The organism is Noviherbaspirillum sp. Root189 (genome assembly GCF_001428545.1).
Taxonomy (GTDB): domain Bacteria; phylum Pseudomonadota; class Gammaproteobacteria; order Burkholderiales; family Burkholderiaceae_D; genus Noviherbaspirillum.
Genome location: NZ_LMHZ01000042.1, coordinates 16666 through 41403, shown reverse-complemented (window position 1 = coordinate 41403; position 24738 = coordinate 16666). Strand labels below are relative to the sequence as shown.

Annotated in this window: 12 protein-coding genes and 1 pseudogene; 5 read left to right on the top strand and 8 right to left on the bottom strand. The window is 54.8% G+C overall.

Annotated elements, in window-relative coordinates:
• Positions 1 to 84 precede the first annotated feature (84 nt).
• The 3 genes from ASE07_RS28340 to ASE07_RS20875 form a co-directional block, all read right to left on the bottom strand.
• Positions 85 to 354, bottom strand: coding sequence for a helix-turn-helix domain-containing protein (locus ASE07_RS28340; protein ID WP_082584353.1), 270 nt, complete (start codon positions 352 to 354; stop codon positions 85 to 87).
• A 542-nt stretch (positions 355 to 896) separates the two neighbouring features.
• Positions 897 to 1475, bottom strand: coding sequence for a response regulator transcription factor (locus tag ASE07_RS20880; protein WP_057292759.1), 579 nt, complete (start codon positions 1473 to 1475; stop codon positions 897 to 899).
• Positions 1450 to 5490, bottom strand: a complete 4041-nt coding sequence (locus ASE07_RS20875) for an ATP-binding protein (RefSeq protein ID WP_057292758.1) — start codon at positions 5488 to 5490, stop codon at positions 1450 to 1452. Before ASE07_RS20875 ends, ASE07_RS20880 begins: the two co-directional genes overlap by 26 nt.
• A gap of 247 nt (positions 5491 to 5737) precedes the next feature.
• On the opposite strand from ASE07_RS20875, the gene ASE07_RS20870 reads away from it, so the two are divergent.
• The 5 genes and pseudogenes from ASE07_RS20870 (at position 5738) to infA (ending at position 16691) form a co-directional block, all read left to right on the top strand.
• Complete coding sequence (locus ASE07_RS20870; protein WP_200960993.1) at positions 5738 to 7081, top strand: IS701 family transposase; 1344 nt, start codon at positions 5738 to 5740, stop codon at positions 7079 to 7081.
• 1209 nt (positions 7082 to 8290) lie between these two features.
• Entirely contained in the window at positions 8291 to 14569 is a 6279-nt protein-coding gene (locus ASE07_RS20860) for a DUF4347 domain-containing protein (RefSeq protein WP_057292756.1), read from the top strand.
• A gap of 199 nt (positions 14570 to 14768) precedes the next feature.
• Positions 14769 to 15602 carry a hypothetical protein gene (locus ASE07_RS20855; RefSeq protein WP_057292755.1) on the top strand — a complete coding sequence of 278 codons (834 nt, stop codon included), beginning with the start codon at positions 14769 to 14771 and terminating at the stop codon, positions 15600 to 15602.
• Positions 15603 to 16239: 637 nt separating this feature from the next.
• Positions 16240 to 16395 (top strand): annotated as a pseudogene (locus tag ASE07_RS29955) (hypothetical protein); the annotation flags it as partial.
• A gap of 77 nt (positions 16396 to 16472) precedes the next feature.
• A complete protein-coding gene (infA, locus tag ASE07_RS20840) occupies positions 16473 to 16691 on the top strand; it encodes a translation initiation factor IF-1 (protein ID WP_057292760.1) in 219 nt (72 codons plus the stop codon).
• A gap of 213 nt (positions 16692 to 16904) precedes the next feature.
• On the opposite strand, the gene ASE07_RS20835 is transcribed toward infA, so the two are convergent.
• The 5 genes from ASE07_RS20835 to ASE07_RS20815 form a co-directional block, all read right to left on the bottom strand.
• Positions 16905 to 17348 carry a hypothetical protein gene (locus ASE07_RS20835; RefSeq protein WP_057292752.1) on the bottom strand — a complete coding sequence of 148 codons (444 nt, stop codon included), beginning with the start codon at positions 17346 to 17348 and terminating at the stop codon, positions 16905 to 16907.
• Entirely contained in the window at positions 17329 to 19353 is a 2025-nt protein-coding gene (locus ASE07_RS20830; RefSeq protein ID WP_057292751.1) for a hypothetical protein, read from the bottom strand. Before ASE07_RS20830 ends, ASE07_RS20835 begins: the two co-directional genes overlap by 20 nt.
• The gene (locus ASE07_RS20825) at positions 19350 to 21083 is read right to left on the bottom strand and encodes a site-specific integrase (protein WP_057292750.1); all 1734 of its coding nucleotides are present in this window, start codon (positions 21081 to 21083) and stop codon (positions 19350 to 19352) included. The genes ASE07_RS20830 and ASE07_RS20825 overlap by 4 nt, the downstream gene beginning before the upstream one ends.
• Positions 21076 to 22341, bottom strand: coding sequence for a site-specific integrase (locus tag ASE07_RS20820; RefSeq protein WP_057292749.1), 1266 nt, complete (start codon positions 22339 to 22341; stop codon positions 21076 to 21078). The genes ASE07_RS20825 and ASE07_RS20820 overlap by 8 nt, the downstream gene beginning before the upstream one ends.
• Before the next feature lie 1404 nt (positions 22342 to 23745).
• Complete coding sequence (locus ASE07_RS20815; RefSeq protein ID WP_057292748.1) at positions 23746 to 24735, bottom strand: ATP-binding protein; 990 nt, start codon at positions 24733 to 24735, stop codon at positions 23746 to 23748.
• Between the last annotated feature and the right edge of the window lie 3 nt (positions 24736 to 24738).

The following is a 24738-nucleotide window of genomic DNA, read 5'->3' as shown; positions in this document are numbered from 1 at the left end:
CGATATCGCTTCGTTGCCATGACATAACCTCCATCCGTCGCAGATCATGTCTGAGTTATAGCCCAAATTCTTGTCAGGTATAGACTAACGCTCAGTAGGGGCACCGGGGCGCGGCGCATCAAGCAGACCATCCAGACGATTGGTGACGAATCGTGAACGCCATTTCGACACGGTCTGTTGCGTCACTCGCAAGTTCGTCGCCACCGATTTATTATCCATGCCCTCAGCACAAGAAAGCGCGATGCGCGCACGCAAAGCTAACGCCTCTACAGTCTTGCGTCGCATAGCCAAAGTCATGAGCTGTTCACGTTCTGCTTCACTTAAAACGCATTCCGCTTTAGGTCTGCCACGCATCCCCGCCTCGTCGTGTTGGTGTCTCATGAAACAGGGCAGTACATGGCACCTATAATTCAACGTACTTCTGACTCACGACACTCGCTTCATATAGAAATTTATGACTATTGCAGCTTCGCCGCTAAGAATGACAAATCCAGGACAACTGCGGGTGCGCCGGGCACAACACGGTGTTCGGAAGTAAATGACAATGCGAATCGAAAGCCTCGACACTCAAACTAAGTCAAGGGTATCTGCATCTTTCGCCGGTCAATCCCGACCTTTCAGCCGAGGAAAGTTATCCTCACGCCTCGCAGCGACCGCAACTCTCGCTTCGGAGCCATATTCAGTGCTAATGATAAAGAATATTCTGTAACGACAATATTGGCCAATTGTTGGCACCAGCTGCCGCGCATTTCAGCTTCGGCTGTCATATATTTTGCAGCAACCGGCCACCTTGAATGGGTCGTCCTCTTTCCCCGTGTGACGTTTGCCCAACATGCATGGGTATTACTCGACCAGACCACACTCCACCGCGTACCGGATCAACGCAGCGTTCGACTCTAATCCCGTCTTCTTGAATATGCGCGTCCGGTACGTATGACCGTGCTGATGCTAATCGAAAGCTCTGCCGCGATTTGTTTGACCTGCTTGCCCGAGCCAAGCATCGGAATCACTTGCAGTTCGCGGTCGGTCAAGGCTTCATGCGGCCCAGCGTTTGCAGGTTCGGGCAAGTTGCACGCGAGAATTACGGCCAGATGCGGACTGATATATGTCCCTCCGGACATGATCTTGCGTATTGCCTTTATCAGCTCCTCGGCAGCCATGGTCTTGGTAATATAGCCGGAGGCGCCTATGTTTAGCGCGCGAATCGCAAAACGCTCTTCCGGATACATACTCAGGATGAGGATGGGGACATTCGGAAACTGCTGGCGTAGTACCGTCAGCCCCTCTAGGTCGTCCTGTCCGAGAAGGGATATATCGAGTATGACGATATCCGGCGCATGTTGCGCGACGAGCTGCGAGGTTTCCGCCATGTCGGCCGCAGCGCCGAGGATACGCATATCCTTGCTAGCGCGTATGATCTTTTTGATTCCCTCGCGTATGAGTTCATGATCATCCGAGATGACTATTCTTATCATAGTCCATCTCCTGAGCATGGTCTGATTTCCGGTCTAGCTCATAACTGTTAGCATATTCATCGCTTGCTAGCGGAGCCCTAACAGCTACCAGCGTACCCTGCGGCCGCGCGGCCCCTATGATCAAGCTGCCGCGAATGATCGCTGCACGCTCCCGCATGCCTTTAAGGCCGATCGATCCGACGCTGCGGACGCACGCCCGCGGGATCCCAACGCCATTGTCACGCACGCGAAGGAGCGCAACGCTACAGCGACACCCCAGCGTAATCCATACTTGGGTCGCCTTCGCATGGCGCAGGATATTGGTCATTGATTCTTGAAAGATCCGGAATAATGCCAGCGCTACCACTCTGGTCGGTTCACGCCACCCCGTGGAGGCCACAACCTCGCACCTGATTCTCGTCCGGCGCTCGAAATCGCGCGCTTGCCATTCAATTGCCGCGTGCAGTCCCTGCCCGTCCAGCTCCGGAGGACGCAGTTCGGTCGCTATCTCTCTTACGACGTGGATCGCGTTTTCAATGCTGCTCAAGGCCGATTGCAGCTCCCTTAAAATCTTCCCCCGCGAGAGCTGCGCTCGTGGAGCATGAATATCTTCTTTAAGGAGCTTGATATCGATCTTTGCGGCAGAAAGGATTTGCCCCAGCTGATCGTGCACTTCCCTTGCAAGCGCTAGCCTTTCCTCTTCGCGTGCGCTCTGCAATCTTTCGTAGAGCGTGCGCAGCTCCATTTGCGAATCAAGCAGTTTCAGTTCAGCGTTTTTCCGGTCGGTGATGTCTTGTGTGATTTTCACAAAATATTGGGGTTGTTGCTGCTCGTCGTTGATTGCCGAAACAAAGTTGCTGAGCCAAATGATCGTATCGTCCGCCCGGCGATAGGGCATTTCCATTTCAAAGCAATCTCGTTCGCCATTCAACAATTGCCGCAACAGTGCCTTTTTCTTTGGGTATTCCGCCGCGACGGTAAGCTTCTCGAGCGATTGCGCAAGAAGCTCTTCTTCCGTATATCCCGTCAGTTTCTGGTAAGCCGCGTTGGCCCGAATGAAGTTTCCATCGATGTCGGTAATCGCAATGCCACCAGGTGCTCGATCGAACACTGCTGCCAGTAGTGCATTCGCCTCATACAATTCCTGCGTCCTCTTCTCCACCCGGGACTCAAGCCTTGAATGTGCGACACGAAGTGCATCTCTTCCCCTCTTTTGTTCCGTGACGTCTGCGCCAAAGGCAAATACGCCATGCGCGGTGGGATAACAACGGATGGTAATCCAGCGGCCGGAACCCACATGCATATGCTCGATCGACACGATGACCTGCTCCCCGATTGCGCGACGTAGAGCGCTCTCCAGCCGAGAACCTTTTCTCCCTTGCACCACTTCACTGAGGCGGCGGCCTATTAGCGCCTGTTTCGGCTGAGAAATAAGGTATGCTGCAGCGTCGTTCAGGTTGGTGATACGTAAGTCGCGGTCAAAGTTGGCAAACCCGTCGCTCGTCCATTCAACCACGCGTTCCAAGTCTTGCCGAACGTCCGCAATCTGTCGCAGCAGCTCGTTTTCCCTCGTTATCGCATCCCACCGGATTCTCATGAGCTGTATATTCGAATAGATCCGCGCGATTAGCTCGCGTACGTTGAACGGCTTGACGAGATAATCGTCGGCACCCGCAGTTAGTGCCGCAATACGGGCCTCTTCGTCGGCGCATGCAGACAACATGATTACGGAGATCGCGCGCAGAGTTTCATCAGCCCGGATTGCCCGTAGCGTCTCCAATCCGTCCATGCCACGCATCATCACATCCATCAGGATTAAGGCCGGGCGATGACGGCGTGCCAACTCCAAGCCGCTTGCACCATCTCTGGCCGAAATGACTTTGCATTGATCGAGCAACAGACGTTCGATGTAGCGAATCAGGTCCTCATGGTCATCCACGATCAGCACTGTCACCAGGTCATTCGACGCTATCGACTTCTGGCTTGCAGCGGTATCTTCGTGGCCGTCCTCACGGCTGGCATAACGCCGGGCCTCATTGGAGTGGGCTTGACGTATATCCCCGGAAATCTGCAATGTCACGCCTTTCTTTTCAAAACCCGCATCGCGAGACCCGGCCAAGCGCAACGGCATCTGTACGGTAAAAGCCGACCCTTTGCCCGGGAGGCTGTCAACCGTAACACTGCCGCCATTCAGTCGAACCAGTTCCTGCACGAGAGAAAGGCCTATTCCCGTTCCTTCGGCAGAACGTCCTGCTGTCGACTTGGTCCTGAAAAAGCGTTCGAAGATATGCGGCATATCCTCCGCAGAGATGCCGGAACCCGTATCGCGAACCTCGAGATACAGGTGTACTTGGTCGCATCCAAGAGTGATGTCGATCGCGCCATCCTGGGTGAACTTGAATGCATTGGAGAGCAGATTTAATACCACCTTCTCCCACATCTCTTGATCGATCAGAACGCTTGGTATCGCATCGCCACAATGCACCGAAAACCGAAGCCCTGCGGATTCCGCGGCTGATCGGAACAAGCTGGCGATCTCCGTAGTATGTGTGGCAATATCGGTGGGCTTTTGATTGATCGGTAGGCGCCCGGCCTCAATGCTCACGAAGTCTAGGATCGAATTGACCAGTTTGTTCAACCTCAGCGCATTTCGCTGTATCGTCTTGAGACGGGCATGAACGACTGGGGACAATGCGTGATTGTCGTCTAGATCGAGGATCTCGCTGAGAGGCCCCAGAATCAGGGTCAGCGGCGTGCGAAGTTCGTGGCTTGTGTTCGAGAAAAACTGGGACTTGGCACGATTAAGCTGGGTCATCGAGGCGATGCGTCGCTGTTCCGCTTCGATGATTTTTACTCTGGCAATTGCCATTGCGATGTAGTTGGCTACAAGCCCAAAAAATTCCTGATATGCCTCATCCAGAGGCCTTCTGGGATTGGCCGCCGCAACAAAGATTCCGTGGACGTTCGACTGTCCAGGCATTCGAAGCGCCAAGACCATGGCTTGGCTGGCTTGCCTTGGCCACGTGCCGTGTCGCCATTTTTCCCATTGGGCCGACCGCAGTTCGATTAACTGCGGTTTTGAAGTTCGAACAACTTCCCAGAGCGGATGGCTCCAGGAATCCGGATCGTCTTCGTCAAGCGCTATGGAAGCGGCAGGTGGCTGATGCTTGCTCTCAAAACCGGCGTGAAACGCAAGGGTTGCGACATTTGCTTCGGGGTTGATGAGATACAGCACGGCAAAAGGCAGATCGTATGGCTCGGACGACAATATCTCGGCGATGCCACCAAAGACCATCACTTCATCGCGTTCGAGCAATACCTTGACTGCCATATCGTTCAGCATGCGTATGCGGCGCTCGTCGATCACTTTTTTCGTTGTTTCGAGGACCGCGGTGAACACACCGCGGACAGCGCCAGTTTCGGCCACGATTGGGCTATGGGAAAAGGTAAAGTAACATTCCTCTACAAAACCATTCCGCTCAAGCGGCAGCAAAAGATCATCGCCGCGAGTGGCCGCGCCAGTCGTCATTACGTTGTGAAACAGGGTGCCAACTGCCGGCCAGACTTCCGACCACACTATGGCTCCCGGCTGCCCAAGCGCCCACGGATGTTTCTCGCCAAGCATTGGAACGTAGGCATCGTTATAGATAAAAGTCAGCTCGGGGCCCCAGAAAACCACCATCGCGAACTGCGAATTGAGACAAATTCCAAGTGCAATACGAAGGCTGTCGGGCCAAGTGAATATTGGACCGAGCGATGTTTGGCTCCAGTCCTTTTCCCGTACAGCTTGAGCCATGCCTTCCTTACCATAAATAAAGTCTGTGCCCAAACCCTTATTGCAAATAGACAAGCCAAGGCCGCGTTGCTGAACGATCATGGCACGGCCGGACCGGCGGACATTCGTAGTACGTGCTGGCGCTGCCTGCTGATTGTTGGGCGGCTCGCCCGGTCCGAGCGAGTGGCGAACGATCACCCTTCTCATCTTTTTGCGGAATCGCGGGAAGAGCTCGGTATGCCTTCCGAAACGACGATACATTCTGCCTCCTTCTCATCGTCAAATCGCTTAGCTTAAACGAGTCAACTCCGACTGTGGAAAACTTTAGCAACAATAAAAATCTTGCAATGCACAAATAAGATGGCCGTCATATTAATGAATTTCCGATTCTCCATGAAAGTCGTCAAGCCGTATCACGAGTGCTACATAGCTGACGATCTTTTTCTAGCGGTACTTTGTTGAAAGTGGATCATTGAGGGTTTAAGCTGGCAGCAGGAGGTCTGCTGCCATGACTGCTCGCCGCCCTTGTCCACCAGCACTTGGCCCACTCGAGGACTATGCGGTGCAGTTTGATTCCCTATTTCATTCGTTAGCGCAACGACGTTGCTTCCGGACTTACCTTGCCGGCTTATTGGCTCCGCGGGATCGCCCCAAGACGCTCACCGCCTTAGCTGGTGCTGAACCGGTGGTGCAGGCGCAAACTGCTCCCGTGCAGCAAATGCAATTCTTCCTTTCCGAATCCAACTGGGAAGCCAACCGGATTGCAGACCGTACTTTGCAACTACTGCTTACCGATCCGCTCACTGCACCTGCCTCTAATGGTGTGCTGGTCATCGACGACACCGGCGACCGCAAGGATGGCTGTGCCACTGACCATGTGGCGCGCCAGTACCTCGGTTCGGTGGGCAAGATCGATAATGGCATCGTCGCCGTCACCACGCTGTGGGCCAACGAACAGCGCTACTATCCCTTGCACGTCGTTCCGTACACACCGGAACGCCGCCTGCCGGAAGGCAAGCTGGATCCCGCCTTTCATACCAAGCCGCAACTTGCACTCGATCTGATCCGGCGTGCTCAGGCAGCCGGCATTTGCTTCGAAGCGATCGTGGCTGACAGCGCCTATGGCGACAACCGACCCTTTGTCCATGTACTCAACGCACGCCATTTACCCTATGTATTGGCGCACAGTGGCAAAGCCGGTCGCGGTTGGGCACCAGCGCATGTCGCCCATAGTTTCGAAGATGCGGCGCGCGAGTTGCCGCTGCGGGCATGGCAACGCATTGTGCGCCGCTTCCGTGATGGCCATACGCAACGCTGGTGGGCGGCCGAGCTGACGTTGTTTAAGTATGGGCCGCACGGACCGATACGTGCCATCTGCGCCACGACAGACCGTCGTACTCTACCGGATCTCAACACCTGGTATCTCACCACGACCCTACCCGAACAACAGGCATCGCTGGCGGAAGTCGTGCGTTTGTACGGATTGCGCAATTGGATCGAACAAAGCTATAAGCAGATGAAGGACGAGCTTGGCTGGGCTGACTTCATGGTACGTTCCGATCATGCCATCCGCCGGCATTGGACCCTGGTGTGCTGTGCGTTTGCCTTCTGCTGGTGGCATGAAGCGTATGAAGTCCGTGTGCACGAGGAAGTCACGCCACAGGCGACGGAAAAAAAACATGCCAGAGCGGCCTCGAACGCGATGCTGCTGGCCGCGACTGCTGCGGTCCATCCGGGCATGGATGATCCCGACACGTTGGCTCATGTGCTGCTGGCAGGTTTGTTCCGACAAGCCCCCTCCGCCAGAGCTCGCAGCATTGTTAGCCTTCCTCATAGCGGGCTGCGGCATTAACCTCTATCTCCGGATTTAACAAAATACCGCTAGTGCAGTTTCGGTCTGACTGGCCGATGGAGGCCGAGACGGATTGCCTGCGGAACAAGGCGCGGTGACGCGTCGTAGCGGGGCTACGGCAAGGAGTCGCAACGCCGTGCCGCTGGCAAGGCGTCCGGCATCGGCGGTACAGTCAGGCTGAAATTGCTCTAGCCTACAACATGAAACGCGTCATGAAGATATTAGGTACTACTGCTCTGATGCAGGCGATGAGGGACTGAGGTCCTTCTTCTCATTAATATTGGGCTCCATGGGACGTACATTGCAGCCGCTATGCAATTGAAATTCAAAAACGCTATTCACACATTGAAAAAATAAACTGGCATACGCTCTGCCAACCGCTTTAACGAACCTTACTGAGCGCGTTATTGATACTGCTTGTAATTCTGTGCGTTTTTACACACTCTAGGCCATAAGGAGCCATTCGAAGCAATCTCTCGATTATCGAGACCGGCCGTAAAAAGAAGACACCTACCTAATCGAGTATGACGCTCCTGCCGACCTTGTTGAGCACATATACGTACGTCGGCGTCGGTGACACGTCCTCAACGTTTAGCTGCCCTTGCATGGCCAGATTATCGTTACAGGCATTAATTTGATGGGCCTCAAACCTGTAGCGATCCATGAGGTTGAGTGCCTGTTTGGTAGATATCACAACTAATCCCGCCCGCTTAACGGCGGAAGGTATCCGACCCCTCTGCAGATACATCCTCTCTGTGGGTACAAATGATGGACCCCGATAATGCGCTTCGCGGGTTGGTAAATTTCTAGCAAAACCGGAACCTTCCATACCATCCTCATTATGCACCGGCCGAGATGTATTCCTACTCAGTACATGAACGACATGATTCCATAGCGGCGAATAAGCGGGTTTTCTCGATGGGGTCTCGTCCGCATTCTGCCCGCCCACACAGCATGGTATCTGTACCGGCGGCTCTCCTTCAGAGAGCACATTGCGTGCGGGCCAGCCAGGGCTGTAGATAATTTTTAAATGAGGCGGCCTGTTGTGGCTCAAAAACCGCAAATTACTAGCTTAAACAGGTACAAGTAGCGGCGCTGCGGATTGCCGTTCCTAAAAAGGATATTTATAGTGTGGTATTTCTAGAATGCAACCTGAAGTAGTACACAGAATTTTGCATTTTTGACATTTTTACCGATTCGGGACCCCACATGGCCGCAGACCTCGTTTCCTCAACTGCCTCAGACACTGGTAAGGTAATCGCATTCATCGACACGTCAGTGGCCGACTATCAGACCCTCAAGCAGAACATCAAGCCCGGCGTTGAGGTAGTACTGATCGACGATGTGCACGACGGTTTTGCCCAGATTGCTGCTGCGCTGCGTGGACGCAGTGATATTGAAGCAGTGCACCTGTTTTCGCACGGTGGGCCCGGCCATTTGCAGGTTAGTACCGCAAACCTGACGCTTGCAAGCATGTCCGACTACTCCGCCGAGTTGGCGGTAATCCGTGGCGCTATGGCGGATCAGGGCGACTTCCTTATCTACGGCTGCGACGTGGCACAAGGTGATACTGGCGCTAGCTTCGTCCATGCGTTAGCGGACGCCGTCGGTGCCGATGTTACGGCATCGACCAATCCGACGGGTAATGCGCTGTTAGGCGGCGATTGGGTGTTGGAAACACAGACTGGGGCGATCGGAGCACAAATGGTGCTGCTTTCTGCTGGCCAGGCCCGATTTAGCGGTCTGCTTGCGTCGAGCGCGAACTTCGATTCGGCCGGCTCGGTCTTTGCGAACGGCATCACGCTTTCCGTGTCTGGTTGGACGTTCACGATGGGTGCTGCTGCAGACTACGCGGTCGCGGACCTCACCGAATATGGCCTTCCCATTAACAACGACAGTCCTGCCGATCGTGCCGTGGTCCTGAATCTTCAGGGAATGTCCAATGTTTCGCAGTTCACAATGAAGGCGAGCGACAACTCGAACTTCAAACTGCAATCCATGCAGGTCGGCTACCTGCTCGGGGGCAGCAGCAATGTTACGATCACGGGGTACCGCAACGGTAGTCCGGTAGGGACCGGCGAGGCGCTCAACCTGAGCTCGTCTAGTTCCACCGGCAATATCAACTATACGCTGGGGAGCAATGATGGCAACGCGCAGGCCGGCACGCTGACTTTTAACTCGGGATTTGACAACGTCGATGAAATCCGTTTTGTCTTTACCGGCTTAACCGAACTCGAGCTCGACGACATTACGGTCACTGCGCCCGTACTGCCGGACACCACGGCGCCTACAGTCATCGGTGTTACTTCCAGTACGGCTAACGGCAGCTACAAGGTTGGCGACGTGATTGCGGTGCAGGTGAATTTTAGCGAAGCAGTGACGGTCACTGGCACACCGCAGCTGACACTGGAAACTGGTACGACGGATCGTGTAGTGAACTATTCGAGTGGTAGCGGTACCAGCACACTGACATTCAACTACACGGTGCAAGCAGGCGATACGAGCGCTGACCTCAACTACATCAGCACATCGGGGCTGACAATAAACGGCGGCACGATCAGGGACGCAGCTGGCAACAACGCGACTTTGACGCTGGCTACGCCCGGTGCTGCAGGCTCGCTAGGCGCTAACAAAAATATTGTCGTCGACACGGCTGCGCCCACAATAAGCGGGGTTACTTCCAGTACCGCCAATGGCAGCTATAAGGTCGGCGACGTGATTGCTGTACAGGTAAATTTCAGCGAGGCTGTGACGGTCACCGGCCCACCACAGCTGACGCTGGAAACCGGCACGACGGATCGTGTCATTAACTATTCGAGTGGCAGCGGTACCAGCACGCTGACATTCAACTACACTGTACAAGCAGGTGATACCTCTGCCGATCTCGATTACATCGGCACCAGTGCACTGGCGTTGAATGGCGGTACGATTAAAGACGCGGCGGGCAACAATGCGACCTTGACTTTGCCCGCTCCGAGTGCGGCAAACTCTCTCGGTGCAAACAAGGCTATTATCGTCGATGGCGTCGCACCGGTCGTGTCCTCAGTCAGCGTGCCAACCAATGCCACCTACAAGACTGGCGAGACCCTTGACTTCACCGTCACCTTTAGCGAAGCCGTCGCCGTCAATGGGACACCACGGCTGGCCCTTGATATCGGCGGCACAACAAAATACGCGACCTATCTGTCCGGCACGGGAACATCGTCAGTCGTATTCCGCTATACCGTTGAAAGTGGGTTGACTGATACCAATGGCATCAGTCTCAACGGAGCGGTAGATCTCAATGGAAGTACGCTACGGGATGGAGCAGGCAATAACGCTTCGCTGTCGCTCAACGGTGTCGGATCCACTGCAGCGGTATTGATAAATTCGGTGGGGCCGGCAATCACCGGCGTAGGAGTTCCAAGCAACGGCACGTTTATTGCCGGTCAAACCCTGGAATTTACCGTCAACTTTGGTGAAATCGTGACAGTCGATACAACGGGGGGAATTCCGCAACTTGCGCTCACGATTGGTAACACTACCAAATACGCAACCTACCAGTCAGGTAGCGGCTCGGCGGCTCTCAAGTTCACCTATACGGTGGAAAGTAACCTGATTGATGGCAATGGCATCACCATTTCAACACTTGCCGCCAATGGCGGAACCCTAAAGGGGGGCAACGGTGAAAATGCCACACTCACACTCAACAGTGTTGGATCCACCGCAGGTGTATTGGTCGATTCCGTGGCCCCCAGCGTTTCGTCGGTCAGTGTCCCAGCCAATGGCGTTTATAAAGCGGGCGACAATCTCGACTTCACCGTGAGTTTCAGCGAAGCCATCACAGTGAACACCTCGGGAGGCGTACCCGAGATCGGACTGACCATTGGTAGTACGGCGGTCAGCGCCACGTACGTTGGCGGCTCAGGGACAAGCATACTGACCTTCCGTCATACAGTTTCCGCTGGCAGTCTGGACGCCGATGGTATTGGCGTCGGCTCATCTATCGTGCTCAATGGCGCGACATTGAAGGACTCTGCAACCAATAACGCGGTGTTGACACTAAACAACGTTGGCGCCACAACCAATGTGGTGGTAGACGCCGTTGCACCAACTGTTACCTCGGTCTCTGTACCTGCAAATGGTACGTATATTACGGGCCAGAGCCTCGACTTTACTGTCAATTTCAGTGAAGCTGTCACGATTTCCTCCGGTACGCCTTCCATTGCAGTGACACTCGATAACGGCGGTACCGTGCAGGCCACCTATGCCAGCGGCAGCGGCACCAGTGCGCTCGTGTTCCGGTATACCATCGCAACAGGAACCGCGGATGTTGACGGCATCGCGCTAGCCGGTGCACTTACCTCCAATGGTGCCGCAATCAAGGATGCGGCAGGCAATAGCGCAACATTAACACTCAACAACGTCGGTACAACCACAGGTGTGCTGGTTGACGGCATCAGCCCCTCTGTGACGTTGATCAACCGTGTTGGTAATACCCCTACCGGCGCAGGTAGCGTCGACTATACGGTTACTTTCGGTGAGAACGTCAGCGGCGTTGATGTAACTGACTTCACGTTGAACAACACTGGCACCGCCAATGGTAGTGTGACCGGTGTCACCGCCGTGAACGGCAGCACCTATACCGTGACGGTCAGTGGACTGACCGGTGACGGTAACATCCGGCTCGACCTCAAATCAACCGGCACGGGTATCACGGACGCGGCGGGGAATGCTGTCAGCGGTGGTTACACAAGCGGTCAGAGCTACACCTTGGACCATACCGGACCGGCCGTCACATCGGTGTCGGTGCCGGCAAATGGCACGTACAAGGCCGGTCAGACTCTTGATTTCACAGTCAACTTCAATGAGGCCGTCGTCGTCAACACCGTCGCTGGCACCCCCAGCATTACGCTCGATGTTGGCGGCATCAGTGTCAATGCCACGTATGTTAGTGGCACCGGCACGAACGCGTTAACGTTCCGCTATACGATTGCAAGTGGAAGCATGGACAGTGACGGTATCGAAGTCATTGGGGCATCGATTAGCTTGAACGGCGCTACGTTGAAGGATTCCAGCTCCAATGACGCGAGCCTGGTACTTAACAGCAAAGGTTCAGCGGTCGGTGTACTGGTGGATACCCAAGCGCCTTATGTTACCGGCAATATCACGGTCCCGACGAACGCTACCTATATTGCGGGGCAGACGCTTGACTTTACCGTCACGTTCAACGAGAACGTGACCATCGCTGGTACCGACAGTGCGCTGCAATTGACAATTGGTAACGTAGTTCGCAATGCCACTTATGTCGCTAAAAATACCAATTCGGTTACCTATCGGTACACAGTGCAACCTAGCGATGGTGATATCGATGGCATTGCGGTTGGAACAATCTCACTTGGTACAAGCACCATCACCGATAGCGCCGGCAATAGTGCCAACGTCGTGCTCACATCGCACGTACCGAGCACGACTGGAATTCTCGTCGACGCTGCCAGCCCCGTCTTCACATCAGCGACTGTCAACGGTGCCACGCTCGTAATGACCTATTCTGAAGCGACGACACTTGACGCGGTTAATATCCCCGCGGCAGGCGCTTTTGCAGTCATCGTTGGCGGCACGGCAGCAACAGTCAACAGCGTGGCAGTCAACGCTGCCAACAAGACCGTGACGTTGACATTGGCATCTGCGGTGTCCAACGGACAAGTGGTCACCGTCGCGTACACAGATCCATCAGGCGGCAACGATACCAATGCGATCCAGGATGCAATCGGTAATGATGCTGCGACCTTGGCAGCAACCAATGTCACAAATAACACCCCAGTGCCATCATCGGATGGGGGAGGTGTTCCTACACCCACCAGCGGGACCATCGATGGCGTCGTGGTCCAGATAGGACAAGTCATTAATTCAGACGGCTCAACTTCGACAAAAATAACGATTCCTGTGGTTGAGCCAACGCGCAACGAGCAGATCGGCAATAACACCGTCGCGGATATTCCGTTGGTTACCACGACCGGCGGAGGCAGCCTGTTGACTGCACAGGTGCCGACCGGCATCGGCTTGACGGTGACAGGCAATGGCACACCAAAAGATGCCGGCTCGTCGGTGACTGACCTGATCCGTGAAATTAAGGCGCATACCGATGCGGACTCGCACGACCAGGACGCCCTCACCAGTGGTGGTTCGGGATTCCTGACAGCACTTCCTACCGATGCCGCGCTGCTGGTGCAAACCATCATGCCGACCGTAGCAAATAACTCTGCGGCACCAACGCAGCCACTGGTGATCACCGGAACGACGCCAAGTGCCAATAGTACGCAGACCGCCTTGGTGATCGACTCGCGTGCCTTGCCAAGCGGTACGGAGATCCAGCTGCAGAACGTCGAATTTGCAGCGATCATTGGAGCAGTCAAGGTAACCGGCGGCAATGGTTCGCAGCATGTCTGGGGTGACAGTGCCAGCCAGACCATTTTCCTGGGCGCCGATGACGATATCCTGCATGGCGGAGCAGGAGACGATACGGTCGGTAGTGCAGGCGGCAACGACCAGATTTTCGGCGACGAAGGCAACGACCTGGTGTTTGGTGGTGAGGGTAACGATATGATCGATGGCGGCACTGGTACGGATACAGTGCGCCTTGTCGGTTCCGGCCGTGCTGACTATTCCCTCCGTGTGGAAAACGGCAAGGTCACGATGACTCATCGCAATGGGGGCGTCGACGGTACCGATACGGTGGCCAATGTTGAAAAATTGCTCTTTACGGGCGCTGAACCTGACATGACTGCACGCGGTACGATTACCCGCATGTACGATGCCTTGTTTGATCGTGCTCCAGATCAGCAAGGCCTGGATGGCTGGGTCAAGATAGGCAGTACTGGCATGTCGATGCATGACATTGCGAACAACTTTATTGCATCTACAGAATCGAAGGCCCTGTTCGATGGAGCTTCCAACGGCCAGTTCATCGATAGTCTCTACCAGAAGGCGCTGGGGCGTACTGCAGCAGAAGCAGAGCGAAGCACCTGGATCGGCATTCTGGATCAGGGCAGGGCGGACCGGGCCGATGTCCTGTATGCGTTTGCCAACTCGGCGGAGAAGCTGTCATTGGATAAGGCCAACGGGGTCACACTGGACTTCAACCGCACGGATGTCGCCACATTAGTACGCCTGTATGACACGCTGTTTGACCGCAAGGCGGACAAGGCAGGTCTGAATTACTGGATCGCAGCGAGTGAGAACGGCATGGCGATGAGCGACATTGCGAACCGCTTTATCCAGATTGCCGAAGCACTGCCGCAGTTTGGTGGAATGAACAACACACAGTTTGCGGCGTACCTGTACAAAACCGGGCTGGGACGCCAAGGCAGCAATGCCGAGATTGCAGCATGGGCAGGGCAACTTGATAATGGCGTGATCAGTCGCGGTGATGCACTATTGGGCTTTGCCGAGTCGGTAGAGAAAATTGGATTGATTGGTGTGATCAGTACGTCCATTGAGACGATCTGAGTCATTGCCGCTGGCGTGCATGGGTCGTTTGAACGATCCATGCACGCCAGTGTCTCTTCGTTCTCTAAACCGACGCCTTCAGCGTTTGGCATCGAACTTTTTTCTGACGAATTGCCGGAGAGCAGTCAAAACTGGAGGCAACCATTCCATCGGCTTTGGCGCTACATTTATTGTCTCGCGGAAAATCAGGGAGACAGTGATGAGGATAATCATCGAGGCGCGAATCGAAGGCACTGCTGGCGGCAGCGAACCGATCCGGTTGGTTGAATTTGAACGAGCCGATGGCGAACTGAAGCAGTTGGGGCTAAGCCTAGCTGAAGGCAAAAGTCTAATGTACGAAGCGCAGCGCGCTTTGGTCAACGCACAAGCACACGGTTTTGCAGTCGCTTCCAGAACTTGCCTGCAGTGCGGCGCAGTCTTGTCGATCAAGGCAAAGCATACGATCCAATATCGAACGGTCTTCGGCAAGATGACAATTGACAGCCCCCAGCTGCGTGTCTGCAAGTGCAGTCAAGACATCAGCAGCAAGTCATTCAGCCCGCTTGCATTGGCACTACCGCGACGTGTCAGTCCTGAACTGGAATATCTTCAGGTCAAGTGGGCTGCACACTTGCCGTATGCGGTTGCCACCACGCTCCTGAAAGAGACTTTGCCGGTCGATCAGGTGATCTCTACCTCCGGACTCAGGAATCACGTATGGGCTGTCGGTCAAGAACTGGACGACGCGGCCGAAAAGGCGATTCGTGGTGAGCGCGCCTATCCGGCTGCAGATAGCAAGGTCAAGATCGTTGCCCTGGCTGTGGATTCAGCATGGTTGCGTCACCGCCCGTCACGCCAGGAACAAGACGAAGCCCAACTTGCGCAGTATTACCCGTCGAAGCGGCTTCCATCAAACGGACGACACGTGAACATTATTGCCGGTCGGGCGGTTCACGAAGATGGCCGTTGTAAAGTGTATGGGTACGTCAACCGGGAGGTTACATCGGCAGCAACGCGGCTTGATCATTTTCTCTCGGAGCAAGGCGGTGCCTAAGACGACAAGATCACAGTCGTCTCAGACGGCGCGGGTGAATTTGAAAAAGCGGTCGACGGATCCCAAAGGCCGTTGACTCGCATTCTGGACTGGTTTCACATCGCGATGAAATTTCGTGCGATCGAACAATCGGCACAGAAGTTTCCGGACCTGTGGGCACCCAACGGACGCTTGGTACAAGACGAAATCGCGTCAGCGAAATGGTTGACGTGGCATGGCAAAGGGGCTGAAGCAGTCGAACGACTGAAAAGCATCTATGACATGCTTGACCTAACGCCGGAGGAAGCGGCGTACAGGGCGTTATCGTGGAATCTGCGCGGGACGTATTGGTGCCTGGAATCCAATGCCCGATATCTGGTCAACTACGGATGGCGTTATCGGCGCGGCATGCCGATCAGCAGCAGCATCGCTGAATCGGCAGTCAACGAAGTCGTCAGCTTGCGTTGCGCGAAAAAGAGGCAGATGCGTTGGACTAACAAAGGAGCACACCTTCTCGTTCAGGTTCGAGTAGCGGTGCTAAACGGCGAGCTTAAAATGCGTGACATGCCTGATCGGCGGCGAACCCACGCAAAGCAAAAACGTGACGATCATTGGCAATGTGTTGCCTAGCGGTGCCTCTGGTTTTGACTGCTCTCAGGTGCTCGGGCATATTTCCGGGAAGATGCGCAAGAACTATATCAAGATCCTGCCCGGCGATAAGGTAACGGTGGAAATGACGCCTTACGACCTATTAACCACGAACTGTCAACCCATGGACACCGTCTTCGGCCTTGCATCACATCGTTTTCATTGAATTCTTCATGTCCATGCAATTATTTATAAAAACGGGCACTTTGCATGGACAGTGTCCATACCCTCGAACTGACAAACATGGCTAAAGACGACGTCATCCAGATGCAAGGCAAGGTCCTTGAGAACCTTCCAAACGCGACCTTCAGGGTTGAACTAGAGAACGGGCACACCGTGCTAGGCCACATCTCCGGCAAGATGAGGAAGAACTACATCAGAATCCTCCCCGGCGACAAGGTCACCGTAGAGTTAACGCCCTACGATTTAAGTAAGGCGAGGATCACGTTTCGCTCAAAGTAAGCAGAGACTAGGTGTACGCGACGCCATCCGCGCGGTCGACTACCCTCGCGCCGGTAGGCGGCGCGACCCGCGCTGCGCGCGGGCTGCGGGGCCAGTCCGCCCGTGAACCCCCGCGTTCCGGCTCTATTCGCCCGGAACGCGGTGTGATGTCCAACCGTACAAATGGCTTGCACCCCATGGGGCACACCGGCATGCGGACTTGTCGAACGCAGTTTAAGTAGATCGAAAGGGGCTATGCTGCGTCGGCGGCGGCCGGAGTTCATCCAATGTTCTCTGTAACGATTCGACCGCCTCGGTCAATTCGACAATGCGCTTATTCGCGCTGGCCAAGATTGATTGCGCCTGATCGCGTTGGCGAATCATATCCTCTAGGCGTTCTTGCGTGGATCGATTTGCGGACCGATGCCTTTTGCGCTTCTCCCCAGCAGAAGGGTCGCCCGGTGGGTGGAGTTCGATGTAAGCCTGAATCTCGCGGATGAGCGCCGGAAACCTCGCCTTCTTGAGAGCAGACGGGTCCGTACCGGCTTCCCTGGCGACATTATTCTGGGTAACAGGGATTCCGGGCTTCAGCACCTTCGGCTGATCGGCCTTCAACCGTTCGAAGGCTTGGCGAAAGCGCTCTTCCGCGCTCAATGGCTCAACGGGTTGAGAGGACATTTAAGGCATTCTCCAGTCCACGGCGTTCTGCAACTTGCCGGTTGTATCGTGGGCTTCCAACGGGCAGCATCTTGATTTCTTCTGTCACGCGGCGCAGGTCGGCGCGGAGCTGAGGCTCGTTCTTGCGGTCATACAGCACGTCCGTGCAAGGCTTGCCGCCATCGCCCCCTGCGCAGCGCGCCACCGATTCAATGCCGCCGTACTCGCACACGCCCGCTTTCATGCAGCCACCCAGACGGTGCTCACGGAAGGCAACTGTTCCCTTTTTGGCCATGGCCACCAAGTCCTTATTGTCCTTGGCACTGAGTATATTCACCACGAGAGCCGCTTTGCGCTCGTGCACAACGGGCGTGACGAATCGATCCCCGGTGGCAACCTGCTTGACCGTCTCTGCGTGCGACTGATACATCGCCGTGAGTACCGCTGCAGCGGCTTCTCTATTAAGGTGTAATCGACTGTGATTGCGCCCATAGTAGAGGGGCATTAGGCGGGAGGAATGCTTTAGCTGTTGCTGCATAGTGCTGTTTGAAATAGTCCCGGAGGCAAACATGTTCACGGTGCCGGTGCGGCGGCACTGGTGCCAGTTTAGTGGCCAAACCTTACCAACCGCGAACACGTCTGCTGAAAGGTTTGGGGTCAGCCGAAGCGCTACCTCTAAATCTGCTGTGCTGATCTTTAACTGCTCGGGATCGAAGAGCAGCGGATAATCTACCCGCATATCATCAAGATTTTTTAGGCGTAGCCGAACGCGGTACGGTCTCACCGCCTTGGTAGACCAAGGTTCAGTTGCTCTACTAAGTAGAAGGGGGTCGTCTTGGTCCGCTTCGGTCGGTTGGATCAGTGGGTTTGCGCGCGCGCATACCATCCTCATCTGTGCAATGGCCGATACCGCTTGAACTGCTACCTCAACACTGGGACTAGCTACCCAGCGCGCGTCTGAATCCGGATCGGTCTTAGTTGTTTCGCCACAGATAATCGGAACACGTCCCAGCTGCTCATCCTCCTCCCAGAGCAGACAGCTGGTTCTAAGCGATGCCAGTTCTTTGGCGCGCTGCAGGGTGAAGTTGGCAACATAAGCCAGTCCGGCATAGGAAACGAGCGAGAAGTAGGTCGAAAGACTTCGTACCGTCAGTTTCTTCGGGTCCTTTCTAACCCATTTAGCCAGTAGGTCAGCGATGCCGAAGCGCGCGGCAGTATCGGAGAACTTGCCTTGGTAGTCGCGGTTGCGAGAGGTAGACCTGAATGGTGCCCAGTTCAGGTGCTTCCCTGGCGCTACTGCTGCTTCCAGTGAGCCATAGGTAGCAATATAGGCGTCGAGGCAGAACCTGAAGCACTCCTCGATTTGCTTTCGGTGATCCTGGAAATCCATCATACACTCGCGCAAGCGCGTGACTTGATAGAGCCAGATGCGTGGCGGCATGTAAGGTGTTTGCACCGCCTCGTGGTCCGGCGCGGCATTGGCCAATCGCTTCAACCCTACGGGGTTGATGATGGTGAAACCAAGTGTGTCGCGATCGTCATAAAGACGATGCAGAATCGGTATCACGGTGGTCCAGGCACTTGTAGCAATGACACCAGGTACCTGCTCAAATACATTCGGGTAGCGCATGAGCCTACTTGCGCTAATGTTGTTCCGGCTGCACAGTGCAATGATCTGCCTGATCAACGAGAAGCTCGTCAGGACGGCCTCCGCCGACCGGTATGCTCTAGGTCCCCAGATGAACCAAGTCGCAATCATCCTCATGATGTCAGCGTTCGCAGTATCGAGAGGCTCGACCTTATCCTGGGTTTCGTCCTTGCCGTCGCCGAAATTGAGGATGCCGCGCCGTCCCCTCCATGGAGTAAGGTCCCATATCGGGTCGCCCCATCGCGACACAACATCTTTGTCAATGACTACCGGCCAGTCGTGTGGGGGCGGCCACGAGGGCGGTCGAAAATTGGCTGAAGCCGCCGTGACCAAGTCGGTTTCAATTCCGATAGTAAAGTCGCGCAGATTCGATCTCATTCGGACGCGCCCTCCAGAGGCTCAATCAAGTAGGACCATTGGTCGTGGTAGTCACCCTCCGCTACTCGGGTGAGCGATTCCGTTACCCATTCACGGCGCGTATCGTCCTCATCTCGGAACCAGGACAGCTTCTCGCTCAGCCTCTGAATTACATGTTCGGCGGGGTGCTCAGCTTCGCCGTCATTGTCCATCAGAGGTTGCCTGCTCAACTCAAGGATCTTCAAATGCCGGAAACAGGCTACCGACCAAACGTAGTCAAGTGAGTCGATGTCGCGGTGGTGCTCGCACCAGAGGCATCCCGATGGGCGTATGCAGTCAGGTGCTGGAGCCGACTCCGGCTTCGCTGCAATCGGTTTAGGATTGCCATTACACTCACCCGGTCCGGCGGCAAGCATCAGATCTTTGCCAGCAAGGGCTGGATCGTTGTCCAGATGGAACCGGGTGATCTCGCTGATTGCACGCTGGAGTGACGGCCTCTCGTAGACGTTTAGCAAGGTCTCCTTTGCATGCTGAGCCATTTCGGCGGTCATGTCCGGATCGCCACTGCGCCGCAGAAGCCAATTCACCCGAGTGTTCCGGAGCATGCTGGGGGGCGTCCAAACAACGCCTGCCTTTGCACAGGCCGCTTTCATAGACTCGAACATGATGCGAGCGTCTTTGCGCGTGCCTTCCCTCCTAATTAACGGGAAGAGCCGCTTCTCGGTATCAGGAAATAGCTCCCTCCGCCAATCCAGATACCGCTCGAAGTGGCTCCGGTATTCACTGAAGATCTCGAACAGTACTTCGCCATGAGCCCTCCGTTTGTACTCCCGGACCTCGAATCCATTGAGGCTGCTTGAATAACTAAAGTTACGCAGCGTGAGTCCTTGAGCCTGTGTGAGGTTCATGCCGGTCTGGCCTATGAACATGAGCAACTCTGTCTGGATGCGCAGATTGACTATTTCCCTGCGAAATCTGTGGTTCAGCGATAGGTCGGCTTCATATGCCTGAGCTGCCGTGAGCGATTTAAGCAGATTACTTGGGTCCCGCTCATTCTCCGGGCGCGCCTCGCGCCCTGGCGCGAATGCGATCTCGCCACCTTGTTGTAGAGGGATGCGCACCTTGTATGATCCCCAAATCACACGGAGCGGGGTTCCATCGCAGATATCCTGCAGCAACCGACCGAACGCGAAGGTTTGATGCAGAATCTGTTTGTCCGCCTTGACTCCCCGAGGCGTCTTTCGGGTCTTTGCTGGTTTAAGTCTCGTAAGTTCAATGAGGGGCGTTCCCCGCTCCAGCACCCCATCCAGAATATGACCAACGATCCAAGCATAGCTGTGGGCGGTACGCGGTTTCAGATCCTTGGCTATCCTGACTCGATGCAACAGAGAATCCGCCCAGTCGAGGTAGATGTTCTGTACCTCCGAGAGCGTCAGGGCTGCGCCCACTCTGTCGGGCCTGTCCGCCCAGGCGAAGTAGATTCCGATATGTGCCACTTGCGCCCGCGCCGATTCATGGCTACCACCCTTAACCAAGTCGTCACTGATCACTTCATGAATGCGGTGAACCAGTTTGATCCGATCTGACTGGATGTCGCCAAGCAAGCCATCCCGGATTGCCTGCTTCACCCGCGCTACCGGAACGGAGGCCCCGCCCTTATAAAGCAGCCGTGTGAGGTCGAGCGGTGTCTCGTCGCTGCCGACCGGAATGGACGCGAATGTCAGGTCAAACTGTCGGCTGTCGTCACGCATGGTGTTGGTTCCAGTCTCGGTTCACGATGCCGGAGAAGATGGCAGAGAACACGTTAGCCAACTCCGTCTTCACAGGCGATTCTTCGTTGAAACGTACATACTGCATGGTCACCTTCTCGTCCCTGTGCAGCATCAAATCTCTCACGATCGCCACAGCGGTCTGCGTGTTGGCCACCTCCATTACTTTGCCCATTGCCATGGTGCCAAAAGTGGCGCGTGTCTGGTGGAACTTGAAGTTGCGCATGAAGCACATTCCGGCGTTCAAGGACCGCCGCCGAAGGTCAGTCATTAGGCGAGTGAACGATCCGGACTTGTATCGGTTGCCCCTTATAGTGAGAAACAGCAACCCACGATTGGCTTCGTTGGCGAGACCTTGCCGTCTTAGCCTCGGCGTCGAATAGGCATAAGCCTTCAATTCCTCGATGAGGGGTCTCGGCACCATCAGACTACCTTCCACATCGAGTTTGGTGTTCACATCTGTTCCTGGGCCGACCCGTATCCAGTAGATATCGGGAGTCTGTGGGTCAGGGTATGCATTCTCGATATTCTCGACGCCAAGGGTGGTGATGGTCTCGAACCGTGCCCCTGTAAAAAATCCCAGCGAAAGCATCAGATGCAGTTCGTGTAGGCCCTCTTTCTTGACAGACCCAAGCAGCGTCGCCGCGTCTTCTGGATTGAGCGGGGTGAGGCCGTCCTCTAAGCGCAGCCCAGACCGTTTCCTATTGGGGATGGAAAGCTCGGACGATATGCGCATGAGTGTCCGTTCAAAGCCGACAGTGTCGTGGTAGCGAACCACCACTTGGCGGTCCTTCCATATCGGCCTCTTCCTCTGCACGAACCGATAAGCATGGGCATGGCGGTAAAACTGAACTACCGCACCCATCCGGGCGGTGGCGGTGGACGGAGCTAGGCTCCCCCTGGTCCGCTGCGCGATCAACTCGCCGCGATACAGAACGATCGCGCGATCCTGCTTGCGCAACGGAAAATGCCGCCAATCCAACTCTTTGGTCTCGAGCCACGACGCATACGCGGCTAGATGCTTCATCAGACTTGTGACGGTCTTGATGTGCCCACCCGCCGTGCTCGTTGCCTTAGTGAGCGCCCAGTGATTCGCCTCGTGCCAAGGCTCGCCGTTGTCCCAAAAGATCTGCGGGAGATCGTTGATGCGATGGGCTAGCCTGTCAGCGACCCAACGAACGTCGCCATCCTCAACAACCTCACGCATGGGTGTGTAAGATATCAGCTCAAGATTAGCCATGGAGTTCAACACAATGCACGTCCATGTCCATACTTTAGTACGCTCGCAGGTGGGTGTCCATACCTATCAATTCGCGGTTGACCTCACTAAGGCCCGCATTGTATTCCGCTCCAAATAGTCAAGAAAGGCGATCTGGTCAAACCATGTTCAAAAAAAGCAAAGCCAGCTCTAGTTTTAAAAGCGGCAGGGTGCCCTCTGGCAACCCTGAGAAGGAAATCCTCGAGTAACTGGGTTATGTATTCGATAGCGTGACGAAAAGTCAGGATGGAGTTGGAGCAGCTCGACCGCCACTTCCGACCACAATCAGCGTACCGAAGGTGAGGCGATTCTGGATGCGTGGCGCGATGCCAGTCAACGCACCCAGAAGACGATGAGTATTCCTGTCGACACATGGGACCGCATGAACGTCAAGGAACAGGCCAAACTGATTCAGGAAGCGTTGTCCGCTCAATGACTACGAATCAATCGTGCCGGTTCGGCGGCAGTCAACGTAGTCGGTATTTCCGCAAAGTGATTGGACTGTCGTAAAGGTAAACCCAATTTTTGAAACCCAAGTCCGCAGATCTTCCAGCGTTGGCTTCATATCCATAACTCGCTTTTCCTGCGTTCCTATTCGTAGACAAAAGTAAAACTGGCTGAAACGCGTAAGTAATTTTAGCTACATGCCTCTTCTTGGGAAACTTCTCGCATTGAATCAATAATTTACAGGGAGCTGCGCTGAGATCGTGTGGAAGATCGACTGCGAAGTAAATTTGACTACAAATTTTCGCTTTTATCTTTCTAGGAAATATCCATAACCACTTTATCCGAATCGGGCACGCGTAATTGCAGTTCGCCCCCACTTCTGCATTGGCGACCTCTTCGATAAAGACGGCAGTATGCCGGGATAGATTGCACGGCACTTACTACACCGGTATGGTGCATCCAGTAACAGCGCGTTTAACCAGTATGGCGTGCATGCCCCACAATTCTGACAGCTGGTTATCAGGGCAATATCATGGATAGGGCACTTCTCAACCCTATTGAGCTGATGTACGACGCTGTGATAGCCCACGTTAAGGCACTTTCGACAATAACGCAGCCATGGACTGCTTGATCGGTGTAGCGCTTCTGGAAGCATTGATTCGCGGACCGTTTTCAAACGCAGTCCCAGTGCATTATGTACTTCCCGGATGTCGACCTGCCGCTCGCATGCGGCGATGCCTTCGTACGGATCTATCGGCTTCCTGGTGAGCTGCACGGTGATCAAATGACCGGGCAACCGGTTTTGCCATGCATATTTCCATAGGATGGAAACGATTGACTCGTATGGTTCCAAACAGGTTGGGTCGAACACATACCCGAATGACGGCTTTAGCTTGCGGTCATCAAACAACATGATGGGCAACGTCATCGCCCTGCCCTCTAGACGAACGTTGATAGTTCCCGCTGAACACGAGCGGTTGCTACGCGAGCCTGCACATAGCCAGAGTTACGTACCGCATACCTCCACATCTCTTCGGACGGACGGAAGTCAGCACTATCCTGCAACTCACTCTCCTTCAGCACAATCTCTACTGCCCGAGTGAAGGACTCCATCGGGATTTCAAGCTTGCTGCCGAGGCAGGCCTTGCTATGAATTGCAGCGAATTCGTCCCACAGAACCTGTGCATCCTGTACAAGCTTGTATCCGTTGTCGGTCGCTTGGGGTAAATAGAAACGGGTAAACGTCCAACTGGTACCGTGCGGAAATACAGTCTCGCCATATCCACTGAGGCAAGTCGCCACATCGTTCGCATTACGAATACCAAAGAAGGCAAGCTCGTCCACCATGAGCCTCGCCACAATTTGCGTCCTTCCCGCACGCTGCATACTTACCTTTATTGCATACAGCTCCTGCTGGCCGACCAGGAACATGAACAGCTTGATCTGCATGCGGTCGAGATGGTCCTGCACATCGCGTAGCCATTCATATTCGTTTTCTGCGAGTCGCTGCGCCTCGTCGACAAACATAATGGCAGTGCCGCTTCCGTTCTTTGAGCAAGCCTCTTTGATTTTGTTAATCAATCGAATCCGTTTCGTGGGATTCGATCCGGAATCCGGCTCCGGATATCCAACGGCGTCGAGTAGATTGGTAAAGAACGGCCCTTCTGCATGGCGCGGTTTGTGTTCAGCCTGGAGGTGGTATGTCGTGATCTTTGGATGCGTTTCAGCCAACAAGAGACGCAAGTATTCAATTGCCCGAGTCTTGCCAATCCGCGAGGGACCGTATATCAAGGCTCCTGTAGTTCGGTATCGCAAGCAGCGATGCACCAATTCAAAGAACGCCTGGATTGCAGGTGTAGCAATACGGTAGTTGCCAGTTGCGATGGGATGCATGTCCGGATCGATTGGGCGTGCAATTCTGGTTGCCATAAG

Excerpts from the sequence above, each read along its gene's own strand:
- ASE07_RS20860 (WP_057292756.1), top strand. The coding sequence starts at position 8,291 with ATGGCCGCAGACCTCGTTTCCTCAACTGCCTCAGACACTGGTAAGGTA.
- ASE07_RS20830 (WP_057292751.1), bottom strand. The coding sequence starts at position 19,353 with ATGAGATCGAATCTGCGCGACTTTACTATCGGAATTGAAACCGACTTG.
- ASE07_RS20880 (WP_057292759.1), bottom strand. The coding sequence starts at position 1,475 with ATGATAAGAATAGTCATCTCGGATGATCATGAACTCATACGCGAGGGA.
- ASE07_RS20835 (WP_057292752.1), bottom strand. The coding sequence starts at position 17,348 with ATGTCCTCTCAACCCGTTGAGCCATTGAGCGCGGAAGAGCGCTTTCGC.
- ASE07_RS20870 (WP_200960993.1), top strand. The coding sequence starts at position 5,738 with ATGACTGCTCGCCGCCCTTGTCCACCAGCACTTGGCCCACTCGAGGAC.
- ASE07_RS20875 (WP_057292758.1), bottom strand. The coding sequence starts at position 5,490 with ATGTATCGTCGTTTCGGAAGGCATACCGAGCTCTTCCCGCGATTCCGC.
- ASE07_RS20855 (WP_057292755.1), top strand. The coding sequence starts at position 14,769 with ATGAGGATAATCATCGAGGCGCGAATCGAAGGCACTGCTGGCGGCAGC.
- ASE07_RS20815 (WP_057292748.1), bottom strand. The coding sequence starts at position 24,735 with ATGGCAACCAGAATTGCACGCCCAATCGATCCGGACATGCATCCCATC.
- infA (WP_057292760.1), top strand. The coding sequence starts at position 16,473 with ATGGCTAAAGACGACGTCATCCAGATGCAAGGCAAGGTCCTTGAGAAC.
- ASE07_RS20820 (WP_057292749.1), bottom strand. The coding sequence starts at position 22,341 with ATGGCTAATCTTGAGCTGATATCTTACACACCCATGCGTGAGGTTGTT.
- ASE07_RS28340 (WP_082584353.1), bottom strand. The coding sequence starts at position 354 with ATGCGTGGCAGACCTAAAGCGGAATGCGTTTTAAGTGAAGCAGAACGT.
- ASE07_RS20825 (WP_057292750.1), bottom strand. The coding sequence starts at position 21,083 with ATGCGTGACGACAGCCGACAGTTTGACCTGACATTCGCGTCCATTCCG.